Annotated in this window: 13 protein-coding genes; 4 read left to right on the top strand and 9 right to left on the bottom strand. The window is 71.6% G+C overall.

The annotated features are described in order from the left end of the window. Positions 1 to 234: 234 nt before the first annotated feature. Positions 235 to 1,200 (bottom strand): LLM class F420-dependent oxidoreductase, encoded by a 966-nt coding sequence (locus JAO81_RS27765; protein ID WP_199550689.1) that lies wholly within the window; start codon positions 1,198 to 1,200, stop codon positions 235 to 237. 128 nt (positions 1,201 to 1,328) lie between these two features. After that, a complete protein-coding gene (locus tag JAO81_RS27760) occupies positions 1,329 to 2,339 on the bottom strand; it encodes a Ppx/GppA family phosphatase (protein WP_199550688.1) in 1,011 nt (336 codons plus the stop codon). A 198-nt stretch (positions 2,340 to 2,537) separates the two neighbouring features. Between JAO81_RS27760 and JAO81_RS27755 the strand changes: the two genes are divergently transcribed. Then, positions 2,538 to 4,346: a thiamine pyrophosphate-requiring protein gene (locus tag JAO81_RS27755; protein WP_199550687.1), complete on the top strand. Its 1,809-nt coding sequence runs from the start codon at positions 2,538 to 2,540 to the stop codon at positions 4,344 to 4,346. Between the two features lie 86 nt (positions 4,347 to 4,432). Here the strand turns inward: JAO81_RS27755 and JAO81_RS27750 are convergent, their stop codons facing one another. Beyond that, entirely contained in the window at positions 4,433 to 5,416 is a 984-nt protein-coding gene (locus JAO81_RS27750; protein WP_199550686.1) for a helix-turn-helix domain-containing protein, read from the bottom strand. 159 nt (positions 5,417 to 5,575) lie between these two features. Between JAO81_RS27750 and JAO81_RS27745 the strand changes: the two genes are divergently transcribed. Next, complete coding sequence (locus tag JAO81_RS27745) at positions 5,576 to 6,988, top strand: aminopeptidase P family protein (protein ID WP_199550685.1); 1,413 nt, start codon at positions 5,576 to 5,578, stop codon at positions 6,986 to 6,988. A gap of 105 nt (positions 6,989 to 7,093) precedes the next feature. Here JAO81_RS27745 and JAO81_RS27740 read toward each other — a convergent pair whose 3' ends face one another. The 5 genes from JAO81_RS27740 to JAO81_RS27720 all read right to left on the bottom strand — a co-directional run bounded on the left by JAO81_RS27740 (position 7,094) and on the right by JAO81_RS27720 (position 14,245). After that, positions 7,094 to 8,509, bottom strand: coding sequence for an FAD-binding oxidoreductase (locus tag JAO81_RS27740; protein WP_199550684.1), 1,416 nt, complete (start codon positions 8,507 to 8,509; stop codon positions 7,094 to 7,096). 110 nt (positions 8,510 to 8,619) lie between these two features. Continuing rightward, positions 8,620 to 11,214, bottom strand: coding sequence for an AAA family ATPase (locus tag JAO81_RS27735; protein ID WP_199550683.1), 2,595 nt, complete (start codon positions 11,212 to 11,214; stop codon positions 8,620 to 8,622). Positions 11,215 to 11,273: 59 nt separating this feature from the next. Further along, on the bottom strand, positions 11,274 to 12,221 hold the full coding sequence (locus JAO81_RS27730) for an AAA family ATPase (protein ID WP_307813769.1): 948 nt from the start codon (positions 12,219 to 12,221) through the stop codon (positions 11,274 to 11,276). A gap of 3 nt (positions 12,222 to 12,224) precedes the next feature. Then, positions 12,225 to 13,433, bottom strand: a complete 1,209-nt coding sequence (locus JAO81_RS27725) for an RNA ligase (protein ID WP_199550682.1) — start codon at positions 13,431 to 13,433, stop codon at positions 12,225 to 12,227. Between the two features lie 107 nt (positions 13,434 to 13,540). Beyond that, positions 13,541 to 14,245, bottom strand: coding sequence for an NAD(P)-dependent oxidoreductase (locus tag JAO81_RS27720; protein WP_199550681.1), 705 nt, complete (start codon positions 14,243 to 14,245; stop codon positions 13,541 to 13,543). Positions 14,246 to 14,449: 204 nt separating this feature from the next. On the opposite strand from JAO81_RS27720, the gene JAO81_RS27715 reads away from it, so the two are divergent. Continuing rightward, on the top strand, positions 14,450 to 15,451 hold the full coding sequence (locus JAO81_RS27715; protein ID WP_199550680.1) for a sigma-70 family RNA polymerase sigma factor: 1,002 nt from the start codon (positions 14,450 to 14,452) through the stop codon (positions 15,449 to 15,451). A 16-nt stretch (positions 15,452 to 15,467) separates the two neighbouring features. Here JAO81_RS27715 and JAO81_RS27710 read toward each other — a convergent pair whose 3' ends face one another. After that, on the bottom strand, positions 15,468 to 16,745 hold the full coding sequence (locus tag JAO81_RS27710) for a cytochrome P450 (protein ID WP_199550679.1): 1,278 nt from the start codon (positions 16,743 to 16,745) through the stop codon (positions 15,468 to 15,470). 159 nt (positions 16,746 to 16,904) lie between these two features. On the opposite strand from JAO81_RS27710, the gene JAO81_RS27705 reads away from it, so the two are divergent. Beyond that, positions 16,905 to 18,359, top strand: a complete 1,455-nt coding sequence (locus JAO81_RS27705) for a glyceraldehyde-3-phosphate dehydrogenase (protein ID WP_199550678.1) — start codon at positions 16,905 to 16,907, stop codon at positions 18,357 to 18,359. Positions 18,360 to 18,388: the final 29 nt, after the last annotated feature.

The following is an 18,388-nucleotide window of genomic DNA, read 5'->3' as shown; positions in this document are numbered from 1 at the left end:
GGGGGGGGTGGGGGCGGCGCCGGGGGTGCCCGGGGGGCGGGGGCCTCTCGGCGCCGCGGACCCGGTCCCTTCAGCACGTGGCGGCCGCTCTGAGCGATCGCGAGCCCGCGGCGCCCGGGTCGCGCTGATCGCACGCGGACGCGCGGGGCTCGCGGCGGTGGCGGAGGAGATACGCGAGGCCGGCGGGATGGCGCTGCCCGTACCCGTGGACGTCTCCGACGCCAAAGCGCTTGCTCAGCGCGCCCCCTGCTGCAGCTGCGGCAGCACCTTCGTCCGGTAGAAGTCGAAGAACCCCCGCTGATCCGGCCCGATCTGGTTCACGTACACCCGGTCGAAGCCCGCCTCCGCGAAGGCCGACAAGGCGGCGACATGCGCGTCCACGTCGTCGCCGCAGACCATCGCGTCCGCCACCTGCTCCTCGGTGATCAGCGGTTCGAGCTGCTCGAAGTGGCGTGGTGAGGGCAGGATCTGGCCCATCTCGCCGGGCAGCAGCTGGCTCGCCCACAGGCGGCGCACGGTGCGTACGGCCTCGTCGCGGTCCGGTCCGTAACAGACCTTCAGGCCTCCGCTGACGGGCTTCGAGCCGCCTCCGCCCTTGCGGAACCGGGTCACGAGCGCCGCGTCGGGTGTCATCGTGATGTAGCCGTCGCCCACGCGTGAGGCCAGCGACGTGGCCTTGGAGCCGAAGCCCGAGATATCGATCGGCACGGGTGCGTCGGGCACGGTGTACAGGCGGGCGTTCTCCACGGTGTAGTGCTTGCCGTAGTGGTTGATCTCCTCGCCGGTGAACAGCTGCCGCATCACCTGGACCGCCTCTTCCAGCATGTCGAGACGGACATGTGCGGGCGGCCAACGGGTGCCGAGGATGTGCTCGTTGAGTGCCTCGCCGGAGCCGACACCGAGGCGGAACCGGCCGCCCGTCATCACCGCGCTCGTCGCCGCGGCCTGCGCGACCACCGCCGGATGCATCCGCAGCGTCGGACAGGTCACCGCGGTGCCCATCGGCAGCGAGACGGCCTCCGCGAGCGCACCGATCACCGACCAGACGAACGGGCTCTGGCCCTGCGCCGCGTTCCACGGATGGAAGTGGTCGGAGATCCACAGGGACTCGAACCCCGCCTGCTCGGCCATCCGCGCCTGCTCGACGAGCTCCGCGGGTCCGAACTCCTCGGTCGCCAGGAAGTAGCCGTACTCGGCCATGTCACACCTCCGGGTGGATGACAGCCGGGTACCTTCCCGCCGGTCCGGGAAACCTGCGCCCGGGCCCACCGCAGCAACGCGCCGAACCCGCCCGGCGGACGCGACCCTCAACTCGGCTGGCGCGACCCTCAACTCGTCAGCGCGACCCTCAGCTCGGCCGGCCGCGGCACGGTCCCCGCGAGCGCCAGGTCCGACGTACCGGCCGGCCACCACCCGGCCCCGTCCTCCATCTGCCGCAGCAGAATGCCTTCCCGTACGGTCCAGGGGGAGATCGTCACCGTCGAGATCCCGGTCAGTTCCATCACCGTGTGGGCGACCACCGCACCCGCGAGCGACTGTCTGGCGCGCGCGGCCGAGATGCCGCGCAGCTTCGCGCGGCCCGAGGCCGGCAGGGACGCCAGCCGCTTGACCGCGAAGGCCAGATCGTCCCGGCTCAACTCCCGTGGTGTGAACGGGCCATGACGTCCGGCCGGCGCCCCGCACAGCCGGGCCAGCTGCTGGAACGTGCGGGAGGCGGCCACGCTCGTGCGCGGCGACTCCCAGCGCACCCGGGCCGCCACATCACGCAGCTGATGGCGCACCGCCCGGCGCATCGCCCGCAGCGCCTTGTTCGGGGGCGGATCGTCCGAGTTGTTGCAGTACTCGCGCGTCAGCCGTCCCGCGCCCAGCGGCAGCGACACCGCGAACTCGGGCAACCGGCCGCGCCCCACGGCCACTTCGAGGGAGCCGCCCCCGATGTCGAGCATCGCGAGCGGTCCGGCCCGCCAGCCCATCCACCGGCGCGCGCCCAGGAAGGTCAGCTCGGCCTCGACCTCGCCCGGCAGCACGTGCAGTCGTACTCCGGTGTCCTTCCGTACGGCGTCCAGCACCTCGTCCCGGTTGGGCGCATCGCGCACCACCGCCGTCGCGAAGGCGAACGGCTCGGGCGCGCCCCAGCGCTCGCTCTGCGCGCGCACCGATGCCACGGCCTCGGTCAGTGCCGCCAGCGCGCTGGGCGGCAACACCCTGCTCCGCTCCAGCTGTTCGGCCAGGCGCAGCCGCACCTTGGCCGTGTGCACCGGCAGCGGTGCACCGCCCTCCACGTCCGCGACCATCAGCCGCACCGTGTTGGACCCCACGTCGATCACCCCGGTTCGCATGCGGGGTGAGTACCCCGAAACGCGGTGAACAGGCCGGTGTGTGAGGTGCGCGCCGCAGGGTAACCGGCGACGACGTCCCCCGCGGAAGGCAGTGGAGGCCGCCGCCTCAGCCCCTCGCCGGACACTGCCTCGCTCGCGGGCGCACCCCGGGCCGTCACCGACCTCGCACCCCGCCCTCTGCTCACGAAAGGTTCCGCCGTGTCCACCAAGGTCTCCGACCACATCCTCCAGCGACTGCGCGCCTGGGACGTCGAGCATGTCTTCGCCTACCCGGGAGACGGCATCAACGGACTGCTCGCCGCCTGGGGACGTGCCGACAACCAGCCCGTGTTCATCCAGTCCCGGCACGAGGAGATGTCCGCGCTCGAAGCGGTCGGATACGCCAAGTTCACCGGCCGGGTCGGGGTGTGCGTGGCGACCTCGGGGCCCGGGGCCATCCATCTGCTCAACGGCCTCTACGACGCGAAGCTCGACCATGTGCCGGTCGTCGCGATCGTGGGGCAGACCAACCGGAGCGCGATGGGCGGCTCGTACCAGCAGGAAGTCGATCTCCTGAGCCTCTTCAAGGACGTCGCCGGCGACTACTGCGAGATGATCACTGTCCCGCAGCAGCTGCCCAACGCCCTCGACCGCGCGATCCGCACCGCTCAGGCCAAACGCACCGTGACCGCGCTGATCGTCCCGGCCGATGTGCAGGAACTGGAATACGAGGCGCCCGGGCACGCCTTCAAGATGGTTCCGTCCAGCCTGGGGATGCCCCGGTACGCGCCCGTACCCGCCGACAGCCAACTGGCCGAGGCGGCCGGGATCCTCAACGCGGGCGAGAAGGTCGCCGTGCTCATCGGGCAGGGCGCGCGCGGCGCGCAGGACCAGGTGAAGGAACTGGCGGACGTCCTTCAGGCGGGCGTGGCCAAGGCGCTGCTCGGCAAGGACGCGCTGCCCGACGATCTGCCGTACGTCACCGGCGCCATCGGACTGCTCGGCACCCGGCCCAGCTATGAGCTGATGCAGGACTGCGACACCCTGCTCGTGATCGGATCGAGCTTCCCGTACAGCCAGTTCCTGCCGGAGTTCGGGCAGGCGCGGGCCGTCCAGATCGACATCGACCCGTTCATGGTGGGACTGCGGTATCCGTTCGAGCTCAACCTGGTCGGGGACGCCCGCGCGACCCTCGACCGGCTGCTGCCGCTGCTCGAGCGCAAGAAGCCGGGGAAGTGGCGCAGGAAGATCGAGAAGGACACGGACCGCTGGTGGCAGGTGATGGAGCGGCGCGCCGCCGTGGAGGCCGACCCGGTCAACCCCGAGTACGTCGTGCACGCCCTCGACCGACTGCTGCCCGACGACGTGATCCTCGCCGCGGACTCGGGTTCGGCCGCGAACTGGTACGCCCGCCATCTTCGGCTGCGCGGCACCATGCGCGGCTCGCTCTCCGGCACCCTCGCGACCATGGGCTGCGGCGTCCCGTACGTGATCGGCGCCAAGTTCGCGCACCCGGACCGCCCGGCCATCGCTTTGGTCGGCGACGGTGCGATGCAGATGAACGGGCTCGCCGAACTCATCACCGTCGCCAAGTACTGGGAGCAGTGGAGCGACCCCCGGCTGATCGTCGCGATCCTCAACAACCAGGATCTGAACCAGGTCACTTGGGAGATGCGCGCCATGACCGGCGCCCCGCAGTTCCTGCCCTCGCAGTCGCTCCCGGACGTCGCCTACGCGGACTTCGCGCGCTCGCTCGGCCTGTCCGGCGCCCGGATCGAGAAGGCCGCCGACGTGGAGGGCGCCTGGCAGCACGCGCTGGCCGCCGACCGCCCGTACGTCCTCGACTTCCGCACCGATCCGGCCGTCCCGCCGATCCCGCCGCACGCGACGCTCGACCAGATCGAGGCGGCCGCCGTCTCCATCCTCAAGGGCGACAGCGACCGCACCGGGATGATCCGGCAGGGCTTCAAGGCCAAGGTCCAGGAGATGCTGCCGGGGACGCGGCACCGCGACGGCGGGGAGAAGTAGCGCGCCGCCGTGACAGCAGGGAGAAGTAGCGCCGCCGTGACGGCGGGGAGAAGCAGCCGCACCGTGACGGCGGGGAGAAGCAGCGGTCACAGCCACCCGTGGCGCTGCGCCTGCAACGCCATCTGGAAGCGGTTCGCCGCGCCCAGCTGCGCCATCAGGACCTGCAGGCGGCGGAAGAGGGTGCGGCGGCTGATGCCGAGTTCGCGCGCGATGACCTCGTCGGTCGCGCCGCTCGCGAGAAGCCAGAGCAGCCGGCGGTCGGCGGGCGGCAGACCGCCGGGGCGGGTGGTGCGGCCGTGGAACGGCAGGGCGTTGTGCCAGGACTGCTCGAACAGCGCCATCAGCGCCGAGAGCAGTCCGCACGGCTGCACCACCAGCATCGTGTTGTGCACATCGGCCTCTTTGATGGACAGCGAGACCAGCGCGTACGCCTCGTCGATGATCACGAGCTTGACCGGCACCGAGGGCAGTACCCGGGCCTGTTCGCCGGCCTTGACGCACGGCTCGATGACGTCGGTGAGATGACCCGGGTGCTCGAGCGACGCCCGCGAGTAGACGACCCGCTGGGTCACTCCGCGCGCGAGCGTGGCCAGCGCGTCGTCGGTGGCGCCCTGCAGAGGGAAGTACGGCGGTGACTCGAACTGCCGGATCTGCGTCCGGGCGCTCGCCCAGGCCTGCCGGATCCGGGGCCCGATCGCGTCGCCGGTGACGACCTCCACGAGATCGTCGTTGTACGCCGCGAGCCGCTGCCGCCGGAAGGACTCGAAGGCGCCGCCGACGGCGATCCGCGACTCCTCGACCTCGGCCGCCCGGTGCCGGGCGAGGATCTCCAGACCCGCGCCCGGCGGCACCGGCGCCACCACGTCCGCACCCTGCGCGGCCGCGCTCGCCAGACCCGCGTCGACCAGACCGTCGTACGCGCGGGTCAGCTCGCCGCCGTCCAGCTCCGCTGCCCGGCCCACCTCGCCCAGCGGGGCCGGGGCGACATCGAGCAGCGCCAGATAGAGCCGGGCCGCCGTGTCGTCGAGCCCCAGGGACCGCAGAGCCCGGCCGAGTTTCGCGGGCGTCATACGCGGCTCTCGTTCATCGTCATACCCGGCATTATCGGCGGTCCGGACACCGCCTTGGCCGATCCGTGCCACTGGCACCACCGGGCACCACGCCCCCGCGGCGCCGGTTACGTTCGCCGACGCAAGAGGATTGGTGCGGACGCAGAAAAGGTGGACGACGTGGCGAAGCGCCGGAAGAACGGTCTCTACACAGAAATCTCCGCGGAACTCTCCGCTCTGATGCGCACGGGGTGGGCGGACACCGAACGGCACGACCTGGAGCCCGACGCGCAGGCTCCGTACGCCGCCCGACGTCGCGCCGCGCTCTCCGCGCGCTTCCCCGGCGAGCGCCTGGTGATCCCGTCGGGGAACCTCAAGACCCGCTCGAACGACGACACTTACCCGTTCCGGCCCTACACGGGCTATGTGCACATGACCGGCGACCAGGCCCGCGACGGCGCCCTCGTCCTCGAACCCCGCGCGGACGGCGGCCACGACGCCTACTGCTACCAGCTGCCGCGCGACGCACGGGACAACGACGAGTTCTGGATCGGGTACACCGCCGAACTGTGGATGGGCCGCCGCCGTTCACTGGCCGAGTCCGAGCGCGTGCTCGGCCTCGCGTGCCGTGACGTCCGTACGGCGGCCGAGGACCTGGCCGCTTCCTCCGGCGTGCCGACCCGGATCGTCCGCGGCCTCGACCCGGCCCTGGAGGCCGCTGTCACCTCCGACGAGGAGCGCGACACGGATCTGGAGGAGGCGCTCAGCGAGCTCCGGCTCGTCAAGGACGCCTGGGAGATCGACGAGATGCGCGCCGCCGTGGACTCCACGGTCCGCGGCTTCACCGATGTGGTCGGCGAGCTGTCGACGGCGGTCGCCACCTCCGAGCGCTGGATCGAGGGCACTTTCTACCGCCGCGCCCGGCTCGAAGGCAACCACGTCGGGTACGGCTCGATCTGCGCCGCCGGCGAGCACGCCACGATCATGCACTGGACGGACAACGACGGCCCCGTGCGCCCGGGGGAGCTGCTCCTGCTCGACGCCGGTGTCGAGTCGCGCACCCTCTACACCGCCGACGTGACCCGCACCCTGCCGATCAGCGGTACGTTCACGCCGGTGCAGCGCAAGATCTACGACGCGGTGTACGAGGCGCAGCAGGCCGGCTTCGCGGCGGTCAAGCCGGGCGCCGCCTACCGCGACTTCCACGAGGCGGCGCAGCGCCATCTCGCGGCCCGGCTCGTCGAGTGGGGCTTCATCGAGGGCCCGGCGGAGCGCGCGTACGACCTCCATCTGCAGCGTCGCTTCACGATGGCCGGCACCGGCCACATGCTCGGCCTCGACGTGCACGACTGCGCGCACGCCCGCAGCGAGGAGTACGTCGACGGGGTCCTGGAGCCCGGCATGGTGCTCACGGTCGAGCCCGGCCTGTACTTCCAGCCGGACGACCTCACCGTCCCCGAGGAGTGGCGCGGTATCGGCGTACGGATCGAGGACGATCTTCTTGTCACCGCCGACGGGCACGAGAACCTGTCGGCCGGTCTGCCGCGTTCGGCGGACGAAGTCGAGGCGTGGAGGGCCGAGTTCGCGGGCTGAGCGGGACCGAGCGGGCCGAGCGGGACTGAGCAGGACGGGGCAGGACTGAGCGGGCCGAGCCGAGGGGCCCGGGGTGCGGAGCGCACCCCGGGCCCTTCCGCATGATCAGGGCCGCGCCTCGAACGGCGGCCGCGGCGCCGGCTGGATGTTCTGGTTGAGCCGGAACAGGTTCTCCGGGTCGTACGCGGCCTTGATCCGCGCGAGCCGCGCGTAGTTGTCGCGGTAGCTGGCCCGCACCCGCTCCTGGCCCTCGTCCATCATCATGTTCACGTACGCACCGCCGGCCGAGTACGGGTGCAGCGCCTCGAAGTAGTCGACGGTCCAGCGCTTGATGAGATCGGCGTTGGCGGGATCACGGTCGACGCCGGCGTACACCGAAGCCCAGGTCGACTCGCGATAGCTCCACGGAGTGTCCGCCGGAGCGTGGTCGTGGACGGCGCCGTCGATCGGGTACAGGTGCATCGTGGACTGCACGGTCGGCAGATCGGCGCCGAACTTGGCGTGCAGCGCGACCGCCTCGTCCGGGATCCGGTCGACGAAGTCCGCGCGCCAGTACCACTGGTCGCCGGGCGGGTACAGCCCGTCGAACGCCGACTGCAGCGCGGGGTGCGGCATCGGCGCGGGTCCGTGCAGCAGCGGCTCCGGCAGCACGTCAAGGAGCGGAGCCATCGCCCGGGCGGCCGCCTCGGCGTCGTCACCGGCCCAGCACCACACGACGGCGGCCGTCTTGCGGCCCTGGATCGCCTCCGGGAACGGCGGGGCCGGCGGCACGGACCCGTACATGAAGAAGCCGTTGAGTTCACGGGGCGCGGACGGCAGGAAGTCCCGGTAGGCGGCGAGGACTTCGGTGCCCAGCTCGACGGGCCAGAAGGTCGGGCCCGCGACGACGGTGCTCAGTTCGTGCAGCCGGAACAGGAACGACGTCACGACCCCGAAGTTGCCGCCACCGCCGCGGATCGCCCAGTACAGATCGCTGTTCTCGGCCGCGCTCGCCCGCACGGCCTCACCGCTCGCGAGCACCACATCCGCCTCGAGCAGATTGTCGATGGTCAGGCCGTACTTGCGGCTCAGGTGCCCGAGGCCGCCGCCGAGCGTGATGCCGCCGACGCCGGTCGTGGAGATGATGCCGCTCGGTGTGGCGAGGCCGTGCGCGTTGGTGGCGCGGTCCACCTCGCCCCATACGCAGCCGCCCCCGACGCGTACGGTGCGGGCCTCGGGGTCGACGCTGATGTCCTTGAGCGGGGAGAGGTCGAGGACCACTCCGCCGTCGCAGGTGCCGAGCCCGGCGCCGTGGTGTCCGCCGCCGCGCACGGCGAGCAGCAGCTGGTGGTCGCGGGCGAAGCCGATGACGCGGCGTACGTCGTCGGTGTCGGTGCAGCTCGCGATGAGGGCGGGACGCATGTCGATCATCGCGTTGTAGACGGCGCGCGCGTCCTCGTAGCCGGGGTCGTCAGGTCCGGTCAACGTCCCGTTCAGCGCGGCCAGTTCCTGTCGAGCGGCTTGTGCCGGTGTCTTCGGCATGTGATCCCCCGTGGTGCGGAACCCTGGCTGGGTCCGGTGCGCTCTTGTCTAGTACGGGGGTGGGGGCGCCGATATCCGTGAGGGTCACCCAGGTCGCGCCACCCGGATGCCTATGTCAGCCCCAACTCGCGTGCCCGCACGGTCGCTTCGCCCCGCGAAGAGGTGCCCAGCTTCTCCAGGACCGCCGAGACATGGTGGTCCACTGTCCGCACCGACACCACCAGACGTTCGGCGATCTGCGGGTTCGTGAGGCCCTCGACCATCAGCCGCAGCACCTGTAGCTGCCGCTCCGTGAGCCCCGCGGGATTGTCCCGGGTCGCCGCGAGCGGCCCGCGCGGGATGCGCCGCACACCGAGCGTCCGCAGCTCCGCCCTGACCTGGCGGGCCAGCGGCTCCGCGCCCAGCGCGTCCAGGCGCGCGAGCGCCCCCAGCTTGTCGTCGGCGCCGGGGCTCTGCGCGAGCGCCGCTGCCTCCTCGTACGGACAGCCGGCCCTGCGCCAGGCCTCCGCGGCCGCGCGCCAACGCCCCGCGCTCTGCAGCGCGTACGGATGCCCGGAGTCGTCCGGCGGGACCGGATGACCCGCACGGGTCAGCCAGTAGCCCAACTCGCCGCGATGGGAGGGGGAGCCGAGCACGCAGGCCTGCTCGTACACCTCGAGCGCGGCCTCGATCACGCCCTCGACGTCGCCACCCAGCCAGGCCGCCTCCGCCCGCGCCGCCGCCACTGCCCCCGTCCGTTGCAGCTCGCGGGTGCGGACCGCCATCTCCCAGGCCTGCGTGAGCAGTTCGGGGCCCCCTTGTGCGCCGCGCCGGATCCGCACCCGGCCGAGCACCGTCAGTGCGGGGCAGCGGCCCGGCACATGATCGTGCACGGCGAGTTCCGCGTACCGCTCCGCCTCCTCCCAGTCGGCGGCGGCGAACCGGCGCATGGCCAGCTCCACCTGCAGATAACTGAGAAAGCCCAAGTGCTCGGCCCGGTCCGCGAGTTCGAGCGCAGGGGCGAAGTACCGGTCGGCCTCCGCGTACTCCAGACGTTCGAGCAGATTCCAGATGAGATTCGCGTACGCCCGGCAGGCATGCTCGACCTCGCCGGCCGCGAGCGCCACCCGGAGCGCCTCCTCCAGCTGGGTGCGCCCCCGCGGGTCGTCGGTGCGCCAGCGCGCGCACCCGACGTTGTTCAGCGCGTGCGACAGGATCGCCGCGTCGTCCGTCGCCCGGGCCAGAGCGATGGCCCGCAGACCGAACTCGACGGCCTCGGCGTGCCGTTCGGAGAGCATGTGCAACTGTGCGGTGTTGCTCAGCGCCAGGGCGAGCAGCCGTTCGTCCTGCGCGCCTTCGAGTACGGCGATGGCTTCCTGGGCCGCCTGCTGCGCCTCGTCCGCGTCGCCGGCCCACCAGTGGATCCGGGAGAGCCAGCGCAGATCGGCGCCGAGCGCGCGGGTGTCCCCGAGGGACCTGCGCAGGGCGACGGCCTCGCGCTGGGCGGCGACGGCGGCCGCGGAGTCCGCGATCGTGTAGCTCTCGACGGCGAACTGCTCGAGCAGCGCGGCCAGTTCGGCCGGACCGTAACGCTGCCGGTCACGCAGTACGAGCCGCAGCTGGGCGGCCGCCTCACGGTGGGCGCCGGTGCGCGAGGCGTCGGCGGCCGCGACCGGCCCGAACCGTGCGATGGCCTCCTCGTCGCCCGCCTGCGCGGCATGGTGCACGATCCGGGACGGGTCGGCGCCGGGACTCTCGATCAGCGCGCGGAGCACCTCGCGGTTGAGGGTGATCCGGCGCGCGGCGGGGAGCGAGTCGGCGATCGCCCGGCGTATCAACTCATGCCGGAACACGACGCGTTCGGGTGTCACCGTCAGCAGTCCGTGCTGCTCGCCGGTGCCGAGCACGGTCAGCGCGTCCGGCAGCAGCGCGTCCGCGAGCCGGTGCTCCACCGCCGACGGGAGCACGGCCAGCTGCTCCAGGGCGTCCCGTGCCTCGGCGTCGAGCCCGCGGAGCCGGGCGAGCACGGCGTCCACCACGGTGGGCGGCACCCCGCCGGCGTTGCCGGCCGCGAGCACCTCGGCGACGAAGAACGGGTTGCCCGAGGTCACCGCGTACACCTGCGCCGGATCGAGCCCTTCGGCCCTGCTCATCCGGCCGACCGCGCCCCGGGAGAGCCGGGGCAGCGCGAGCCGGTGCACCCGGTCGGTGCGCGACACCTGCCCGAGCAGCTGGCGCAACGGGTGCTCACGGCCCAACTCGTCGTCCCGGTAGGTGAGTACGAGGAGCGCGGGCAGCCGCTCCATCCGCCGCACGAGGAACCGCAGGGCGTCGAGGGAGGCCTCATCGGCCCAGTGCACGTCCTCGACGACCAGTACCACCGGAAGCGGAGCCGTGGTCAGCTCCGAGCGCAGGGCGTCGTACACCCGATGGCGGTCTCCCGCTCCCCGCAGCGCCTTCGCCAGCTCCTCACCGACGCCGTCCGTCCCGCCGACCAGATCACGGAAGGGGCCGAGCGGCCGTCCCGTGGCCAGATCGTCGCAGGCGCCGACGAGGATGCGCGCGTGCCGGGGCAGCACCGCGGACATGGCCTTGACCAGGCTGGACTTGCCGATTCCCGCTTCACCGTGGACAAGCGCCACCGAACCGGCCCCGTCGGCCGCCTCCCGCGCGGCGGTGGCCAGCCGGCCCAGCTCGTGGTCGCGTTCGAGCATCCCCCGGTCCACCGCACAATTCTGGCACGCGGGGACGGGTCAGACAGGGCTTGCCCGACCCGTGAACCGCCCTAGAAATCGCCGTAGTTGACCTGCCAGGTAGGCAGCCCCATCCGGCGCCAAACTGCCACGACCCTGTCCCGGTCGTCGAGCGAGACGCGGACCGCGAACCGGTGCCGCACGTGCGCGTCGAACAGCTCCGCCTTCACGAGGTCGTCGCGGCGGTGGTCGCCGTGGGCGCGCATCCACAGTTCGTCGTACGGCACTTCGTGGTGGGCGAGCCAGGCCTCGGTGATGGCCCGGTGCTCCTCGCCGCGGCCGGACAGCAGCACGATGACGTCACCGTCACCGTCACCGTCGACCTCACCGGCTCGGAAGGCGCGCAGCGCGTGGCGCACCGACTCGTTGAGGGTGTCCTCGTCGCAGCGCGTGAAGTCGTACGGTCCGCGCTCGCCGCGCAGCGCGAGGGTGCCGTCGATGTCGCACATCACCGCGGCCGGCAGCGCCGGGTCGGGGACGTACGGCGTGACCTCGGGCTCGTCGTTCAGCCACTCGGCCGTGAGCCGCCAGCCGCCCTTGGTCGCCTTGAGGTGCTTGTCGGCGAGGATACGGATGATCTCCTCACCGACCTCGCGCGGGCGCCCCGCGTCCCGGCGAATGCACTCCTCGACGGGTACGTCCGTGAAGTCGTGCACGACGAAGGTGCCCTGACCCGCGACCGCCGCCTTGAGCCGCTTGGGGATGTGCGGCGTCAGATGCGTGTTGTCGACGACCACGTCGAACCCGCCCTCGACCGCCGCGCGCACGGCCGCGTCCTGGATCTCCAGGACGGTCTGCTCATGGGCGTACGAACGCCGCTGCTCGGGCGAAGGCACGTCCAGCATCACGCGCAGATCGTCCAGATTGACGCGGCGCATCCGGCCGCCCGCCTCTTCCTGGAGCTTGCGGGCGGCGGTGGTTTTGCCCGACGCGGGCAGCCCGGTCATCACGTGCACAACGGGCTTGGTTGCCTCGGACACGGGTCAGTTCTCCTCATCGGTCTTGAAAGGGTCGGCCGCCTCCGGCCGTACGGAACGGTAAGTGACGAGTTCGGTGGTGCGCCCGTCGAGGCGCAGGAACATCGCGGAGCGCAGGTTCACCTCCGGCAGTGCCTGCACGGCGCGCGCGAACGCGCCCCGGTCGGCGGCGAGGTGAGCGAGGCTCTCGTACGCCTCGCCGATCGCCCGCTCACGGTCGGCGACCTCCTGCTCGAACCCGGCGATCAACTCCCGTACCCAGGCGTCGAATTCATCCGGCACCTGCTCGAGGAGCGCGTCCAGCGGGCGGGGGTCCGCCTCGATGTCCGCGGCCGTGCAGCCGAGTGCCTGCGCCACCTGCTTGGCGGGCAGGTGGGCGAAGCGCTGGATGCCGTGGCCGCGCCAGATGTCGCGCTCGGTGACCCCGGTGATGACCTTGTGCAGGCGTACGTACTCGGCGAGCTTGGCCTTGGCCCGTACGCCGGACGCGAAGCGAAGCACGAAGCCCTCGGCGTCGGTGCCCGTCGCCGTCTTGCCGCCGGGCAGCGTGTTCGAGTCCGTCAGCGCGATCAGCTCGGCGAGCGGCATGGCGGGCCAGACGCGGACCACCGAACCGATGCCATTCCAGTGCGTCGCCGCCTCGGCGAGCGGGACCTCGGTGCCGTCGACTACGGCGACCGCCGCGAGCAGCACCAGGTCCCGGCGGGCGCCGTAGTCGACGACGATGCGGTTCTGCGGGTACAGGATCTCCGCCAGGTAAGTGACCCCGGGGACAAGGGCGTTGAGGTCCTTGCCGTCCAGGCGCCGCTGCGCCCAGGTCGCCTGGTCGCTGATGAACGAGCCCTTGGACGCCACGTGCCAGCGGTCCGCGTAGTGGAAGACCACCGCGAGGCTGCCGTCGACCTTGTCGTACACCTCGAACGGCTCGTCCGGCAGGGCGGGCGCGTAGGGCTGACCGGTCTCGTGCTCCCCGACATTGAAGAATTTGGCCAGCGGCAGAGCGACGATCTCGCCCGTGGCGTCGTCGGCGACGAGGCCGCGGCAGCGCGTCGTCACCCGGGTCCACGCCCGTTCGTACTGCGCCGTACGCGAGTACGTGTAGATGGAGAGCGGCAGCGAGGGGTGCGACTTGCGGGTGACGTGGCCGGCCTCGAGGGCAGCCGCGAGCTCGTCCTTCGGCAGCAGCTCGTTCAGGGTCAGGGGCGCCCCGCTCATCATGTTCCTCCTGGTTCGTGGAGTTCGATGCTCTCCTGGCACAGGCGCCCGGCGAAAGCGATTTAGCTGGTGGGGGCGGGCGCCGCTGACTCCGGCCCCCGACCCGGTCAGCCGGACTTCTTGCCGCCGAACGCCTCCTCGCGGACGAGGTCGAGGAAACTCGGGGCACCCTCCGTGGTGCGTACGTCGATGAACGCGTGCATGTCGAGGTCGTCGGCCGCCCTGCGTACCAGAGCGTGCGCGAGGTCGGAGCGGGAGGTGCACCGGCCGGGGAGACGGGTGGTGGCCACCTGGTAGTCGGTGACGGCGTCCGCGTCGAAGAGGCCGGCGGGGCGGACCACCGTCCAGTCGAGGTCGCTGTCGCTGACGATCGCCTCCATGCGCCGCATGTCCTCGTAGACGGTGCGTCCCATCGTCCGGGCGATGAGCGGCTCGACGACCTTGCGGAAGAGGAAGCCCTCGCCGGGTGCCTCCGTGTCGAACAGCACGGTGGACGTCACGCAGACAAGGCGGCGGACGCCGTGCTTGGTCATCGCCTGGGTGATGTGGGTGCCGCCTTCGGAGTAGAGGGAGACGGGGGTGCGCCCGTAGGGCACCCCGAGCGAGGAGATCACCGCGTGCTGTCCGGCCACGACGGCTTCGACCGCGACCGGGTCCCGCACGTCCGCGCCGACGATCCGCAGCCGGGGGTCGGCGAGCGGGAAGTCCTCGGGCCGGCGGGTGACGGCGGTGACCTCGTGGCCGTCGGCGAGGGCCTGGGCGGTGGTCCGGCGTCCGGTGGGGCCGTTGGCTCCGAACACGACGAGTTTCATGAGGAGTTCCCTTCGGTACGGGCGAACGGGGCGTGGGCCGGGGCGCCAACTCCTCGTCGTCCAGACGGTTTTGATACCTGAGAGGGGAGCGGAGGCGGCGAGTGTGACCTCTTGCGGGCCGCGTGAGAGGTGACCCACACTTCCGGAGTTCATGTCACGTTCCGGGGGCGCGGGGCCTCGTCGGGGGCATGAGGGAGGCGCGGCATGACCGACAGCTCGGGGAAGCAGAGGGAGGCGGCGGGGACCGACGCGGCGACGCAGGTCTTCGTCGACCACCGCGAGCTGCTGTTCTCCGTCGTCTACAACATCCTCGGCAGCGTCACCGACACCGAGGACGTACTCCAGGAGACCTGGCTCTCGTGGGCGGGCCGGGGCCGCGGCACGCCGCAGGCACCGGTGGAGAAGCCGCGTGCCTACCTGGTGCGGATCGCGGTCAACCACGCGCTCGCCCGGCGGGCCGTCGAGGACCGCCGCCGTGAGCGGTACGCCGGCCCCTGGCTGCCGGAACCTTTGGTCGGCACGGACTCCCCGGTGGAGAACGCCGATGCGGGGGAACAGGCGCTGCGCGGCGAGGCGGTGTCGATGGCGCTCCTCGTGGTGCTCGAGACGCTCAGCCCGCTGGAGCGCGCGGTGTTCGTCCTGAACGAGGTGTTCGGTTACGCGCACACGGAGATCGCGGAGATCCTCGACCGCAGCGCCTCGGCGGTACGCCAACTCGCCCACCGTGCCCGCTCCCACGTCCGCTCCCGGCGCCCCCGCTTCGAGGCCCACCCGCGCGTGCGCCGTCAGGTGACCGAGCGGTTCGTCGCCGCGGCGCTCGGCGGTGACCTCGCGACGCTGCTCGAGATCCTGGCGCCGGACGTGACGCTGTGGACCGACGGGGGCGGCGGCAAGGCCCGTTCGGTACCGCGTCCGGTCCGGGGCCGCGACAAGGTCGCCCGTACCCTGGCCGGCTTCGCCTCGCGCCCGCCGGCCGACCTCGACGTCCGCTACCTGAGCGTCAACGGTGAGTCGGCCGCGGTGGTGTACGCGGACGAGGCCCCCTACGCGGTGATGGTGATGGATCTGGCGGCCGAGGGCGACGGGGTGTCCGACGTGTACATCGTCACCGATCCCGAGAAGCTCGCCGGAGTGGGGCGAGGTGAGGACGCGGCCCGCACGGTCACGGAACAGGGCGCCACCGGCAAAGGCTCGGGACCTGCGTGAAGGGGCGCCCGCTCCCTCAACTCTCCTGGGAACGCGCCGCGGTCGGGGCGGGCGAGACCGCCGATGAGAGGGTGAGGACGAACCCGCTCCGGGGCCGGGTGGGCATGCGTCCCAGGTCGATCCGCAGATCCTGCGTGGGGACCGCGTACGCGAGCCGCGCCAGTCGCAGCGTCAGCACCTCGAGGAGCCGGACCGTGATGTCCTCGCCCGGACACCGATGGCCGCTCGCCGTCTCCCCGCCGCCCTGCGGCACCAGGACATCGCGCTGTGGGGGACGGTTGACGAAACGTCCGGGGTCGAAGTCGTACGGGAGCGGCCACAGCTCTTCGTCGTGGTTCTGGCCGTACAGGTCGAGCAGCACGAGCGAGCCCTCCTCGATCGGCTCGCCCTGATGGAACAGCTCCTCGGCGGCCACCCCGGCCACGAACGGAGCGAACGGGTAGAAGCGCCGTACCTCGTGCGTGAACGCCCGCGCGTAGCCGTCCTCGTCGAGCATGTTCCGCCGCTGCTCCGGGTCCTGGTGCAGCGCGTGCGCGGCGAAGACGACGAACCAGCACACCGCGACGGTCGGCCGGATCACGTTGAGCAGCTCCACCGCGGCGGTCTTCGCGTCGATCAGCCGGTCGTCGGCGTTCCGGTGGTGGACCACGAGATCGACCACCGAGCCGTCCGGCACCTTGCGCTCACCGGTGCGGATCTGCGCGATCAGCCGCATCAGTCCCTTCTCGGCGCGCCCGCGGCCCCGCCGTGCGCGCACGCGCCGCGCCCCCCCGCCCGCGAAGCCGTCGACCATGGCCACCAGACCACGCGCCACGGGCCCGACGCGGGCGGCGTCCAGCGGAAGTCCCGCCCATCCGCACACGGCGCGCGTCAGGATCCGGCTCACTTCGTCGAACAGCACCACCCGCCGGCCGTCCGCCCACCCGCCGGCCGTCTCGTCCCAGATCGCGCCCACCGCGTCCGCCAGGGCGTCGATGCGGCCCGGGTCCTCGAGCAGGTCCATGAACAGCGTCTTGCGCACTTGATGGGCGCGGCCGTCCAGTGTGTGCACGGCGCCGTGCCCGAACAGGGTGGACAGCACCGGCTCGGGCAGCGCGTCACCGCGGGCGATGCGCGGCTCCTCGTAGAAGAAGCGCACCGCGTCAGGGCCGCGCAGCGCGACGGCGGGACGGCCGAGCAGCCGGGTGCGCACCACCGGCCCTGTCGTGCTCTCCCACTGGGCGGGCAGCCAGCGGTAGCCGTCGGCGAGCAGAGGCAGGGTGGCGTCGGACTTCAGACGTCGTAGCGCGTTCATGCCTCTCGGAGTACCCCGGGCCGTGTGCCGAAACGTAACGGAAGCCGCAGATAGTGCCGCACCGGTGCTGTCCGAGGAGTGAGATGGCACACCCCCTCAAGCTCCTGAACAGCAGGGAGTTAGCATGTGAGCGCCGCCTAGCTCGAAAGATAAATTCCTGTGACTGTCAACGACGACTCGTTCACCAACTGGAAGCACCGCGAGGAGATCGCGGAGTCGATGATCCCGCTCATCGGGAAGCTGCACCGCGAGCGGGACGTGACCGTTCTGCTGCACAGCCGCTCCCTGGTGAACAAGTCGGTGGTCTCGCTCCTGAAGACCCACCGCTTCGTACGCCAGATAGCCGGCGAGGAGCTCTCGGTCACCGAGACGCTGCCGTTCCTGCAGGCCCTGACCACGCTGGACCTCGGCCCCTCGCAGATCGACATCGGCCGGCTCGCCGAGGAGCACCGGGCCGACGACCGGGGACTGAGCATCGAGCAGTTCACCGCTCAGGCGGTGGCCGGTGCGACCGGTGCCAACAAGATCGAGTGCCGGCAGGGCCGCGACGTCGTGCTCTACGGCTTCGGCCGCATCGGCCGCCTCGTCGCCCGCCTCCTGATCGAGAAGGCCGGCTCCGGCAACGGTCTGCGCCTGCGCGCGATCGTCGTACGCGGTGGGGGCGACCAGTCCGGCGGGGATCTCGTCAAGCGCGCCTCGCTCCTTCGCCGCGACTCGATCCACGGCCAGTTCCAGGGCACGATCACCGTCGACGAGGCGAACAGCACGATCGTCGCCAACGGCAACGAGTTCAAGGTGATCTACGCCAACGACCCCTCCGAGGTCGACTACACGGCGTACGGCATCAAGGACGCCATCCTCATCGACAACACCGGCAAGTGGCGCGACCGCGAGGGCCTCTCGCAGCACCTGCGCCCCGGCGTCGACAAGGTCGTCCTCACCGCCCCGGGCAAGGGCGACGTCCCGAACATCGTGCACGGCGTCAACCACGACAGCCTCAAGCCGGACGAGCAGATCATCTCCTGCGCGTCCTGCACCACGAACGCCATCGTCCCGCCGCTCAAGGCGATGGACGACGAGTACGGGGTCCTGCGCGGCCATGTCGAGACGGTGCACTCGTTCACGAACGACCAGAACCTCCTGGACAACTACCACAAGGCCGACCGCCGCGGCCGTTCCGCGCCGCTCAACATGGTGATCACCGAGACCGGTGCCGCCTCGGCCGTCTCCAAGGCGCTCCCGGACCTCAAGGCGCACATCACGGGCAGCTCGATCCGTGTGCCCGTGCCGGATGTGTCGATCGCGATCCTGAACCTGCAGCTGGCCCGTGAGACCACCCGCGAGGAGGTCCTCGACCACCTGCGCGAGGTCTCGCTGACCTCGCCGCTGCGCCGCCAGATCGACTTCATCTCCACGCCCGACGCGGTCTCCAGCGACTTCATCGGCTCGCGGCACGCGTCGATCGTGGACGCCGGCGCGACCAAGGTCGAGGGCGACAACGCGATCCTCTACCTCTGGTACGACAACGAGTTCGGCTACTCGTGCCAGGTGATCCGGGTCGTGCAGCACGTCTCGGGCGTCGAATACCCGACGTACCCGGCGCCGGCGGTCTGATCCGTCCGCACACCGCGCGAAAGGGGCAC

Origin of the sequence: Streptomyces sp. N35, assembly GCF_016464295.1 — a bacterium.
Taxonomy (GTDB): Bacteria; Actinomycetota; Actinomycetes; order Streptomycetales; family Streptomycetaceae; genus Streptomyces.
Note: the sequence above shows the minus strand (reverse complement) of the source record. Positions and strands in the feature narration are given on the sequence as shown.